This is a genomic window from Clostridium sp., assembly GCF_032552055.1.
Classification (GTDB): Bacteria; Bacillota; Clostridia; order Clostridiales; family Clostridiaceae; genus Clostridium.
The window spans coordinates 1-2,252 of the sequence record NZ_JAWGSV010000363.1; the positions used below are offsets into that span (position 1 = coordinate 1).

Annotated in this window: 2 protein-coding genes; both read right to left on the bottom strand. The window is 26.9% G+C overall.

Translation table 11 applies throughout. The annotated features are described in order from the left end of the window. Window positions 1-94 precede the first annotated feature (94 nt). Entirely contained in the window at window positions 95-1,069 is a 975-nt protein-coding gene (locus E6248_RS15530; protein ID WP_316341673.1) for an alpha/beta fold hydrolase, read from the bottom strand. Between the two features lie 356 nt (window positions 1,070-1,425). Then, window positions 1,426-1,968 carry an isochorismatase family cysteine hydrolase gene (locus E6248_RS15535; protein ID WP_316341674.1) on the bottom strand — a complete coding sequence of 181 codons (543 nt, stop codon included), beginning with the start codon at window positions 1,966-1,968 and terminating at the stop codon, window positions 1,426-1,428. Between the last annotated feature and the right edge of the window lie 284 nt (window positions 1,969-2,252).

A 2,252-nucleotide genomic window follows, 5' to 3' on the forward strand; every position in this document is an offset into this window, starting at 1 on the left:
CATATATACCTCCTTAAAAGTTATTATTTAACTTATTATAAGATATATTTTATTTTATGTCAATATATGGTTTTCTATATTCCACTATATTTCTTTAGTTTACATATTTATCTAAGAAACTAAATACCTTATTGTAATAAGTATCTGGATCTACGTCTGGTGCTGAACCGTGGCCTGCTCCATCAATTACTAATATATCTTTCTCACATTGAGCTGCTTCGTATAATCTATATACCATCTCTGTAGGTACATAATTATCATTTCCTCCATGAGTAAATAACATTGGAGTTTTTGATTTCTTTACTTGTTCTAATGCTGAAGCTTCATCAAAATTATATTTAGCTCTTATAGATGTAACAACTTCTGCTGCATTTAAAATAGGAAATGGAGGTAATTCAAATCTATTATACAATTCTGCTTCAAACATTTCTTGAACTGAAGTATATCCACAATCTTCTATGATTGCTTTAACATTACTAGGTAAAGCTTCCCCAGAAGTCATCATAACTGTAGCTCCCCCCATAGATTCACCATAAAGAACTATTTGTGAATTACTATCTAAAGATAGAACATAATCTATCCAAAGTAACATATCTTTTCTATCTAACCATCCCATTCCAATGTACTTTCCTTCACTATTTCCATGAGCTCTCATATCTGGAGTTAATACATTGTAACCTTTATTATAAAAATTTAAGGCTATAGGCTGTATATCTTCATGACTTGATGTATAACCATGAGCTATTATAACCCATTTATCACTTTTTTCTCCTTGAAAATAAAGTTTTCCCCAAAGATTCAATCCATCCTCTGATAAAATTGTAGTTTCTTCAGTTTTAACTTCTTCTAACCACTTTGAAACATCTTCTTTAGATTTCTCCTTATTAACTACTTCTGCATATGTTTCTACAGATTGAGGTGCATTAGGATCTATATTAGCTTCAGTAATTATACCTTCTTGTCTTACTAGTGCATAATTAAAGAAATAATTACCTATATAAGCTAGTCCAACAAACATCACTAGTAATACTCCAACTATTATTGAAATTATTATATTTTTCTTCTTCATAAGTTCCCTCTCTTGTTATCTTTTTTTATCTAATTTTAAACACAAATATTTTGACTATCAAGATATTTGTTTACCATATCTTATCAATTCCTCCTGCTATAATGATTTTTCTCCTCGCTAGTTTACGTTTTCTAATAAGAATTTCACTCAAAGCTGTAAACTAATCTATAATATATTAAATTTTATAATTATCACTAAGGTATAGTAAGAAAATAAAATCCATCAAATAATATTTTTAATATTCTTAATCTTATAAAACATAATATATATCACTGCAAAGCATAAAAAATAAGAGGATAACACTTGCGAACTTGTTAGCCTCTTATTTGGGAACATTTATTTATTTATTTATTTATTTATTTATTTATAACTTTACCTTGTAATCCTAAAATAACATCTAAGGTCTTATCATGTAATACATCATCAAAACTTGCACATAAACTAGCATCTACTGTTATTTCTGCTTCTCTAAACTGTGATTGAAACATTATAAAATTACTTATTACACAGATATTAGTTACTACCCCCACTATTTCTATCTCTCTTATATCATTTCCAATTTCTTCAGCTATATTAACCATATCTTTAGGAGATATACCAAAACCATACTTTTCATAACATAATGTGTTCTTTCTATTTTTAAAATCCACAAGTCTTCCATATAGCTCATGTCCCCTGCTTCCTTTAATACAATGAACTACTGGTAAATTCCTTCCTTCCCTTGTTTCCAAATAGTCTTCTTCATGAGTATCATAAGTAAATAGCACTTTATGTCCTTCATTTAAATAACTTTCTACTTTATTATAAATACCATCTTCTAAAGTTACAGCCTTTTCAAATCCTAAAGCACCATCTACAAAATCATTTTGAAAATCAACAACTACTAATAACTTTCCCATATTTTACTCTCCTTCTTATTTCAATATATAACTAATATATTCTTTGTATAAGTTTAAAGGTTATTTTAGGTATATTATTTAAACTATACGCATCTCTTTTAGTTTCATATATTATAAATTATACCAACTTTTTTATTAAAGAGGTTTGTATTATTAAAAATTAATATGTTCTTTTATTACTGATAGATAGATTACTTCCCCCTATCTTTCACATAACAAATAATATTATATTCATTTTATCTGTACAAATAATTTTTATTTTTCTTATATATATTATATAATGT

Excerpts from the sequence above, each read along its gene's own strand:
- E6248_RS15530 (WP_316341673.1), bottom strand. The coding sequence starts at position 1,069 with ATGAAGAAGAAAAATATAATAATTTCAATAATAGTTGGAGTATTACTA.
- E6248_RS15535 (WP_316341674.1), bottom strand. The coding sequence starts at position 1,968 with ATGGGAAAGTTATTAGTAGTTGTTGATTTTCAAAATGATTTTGTAGAT.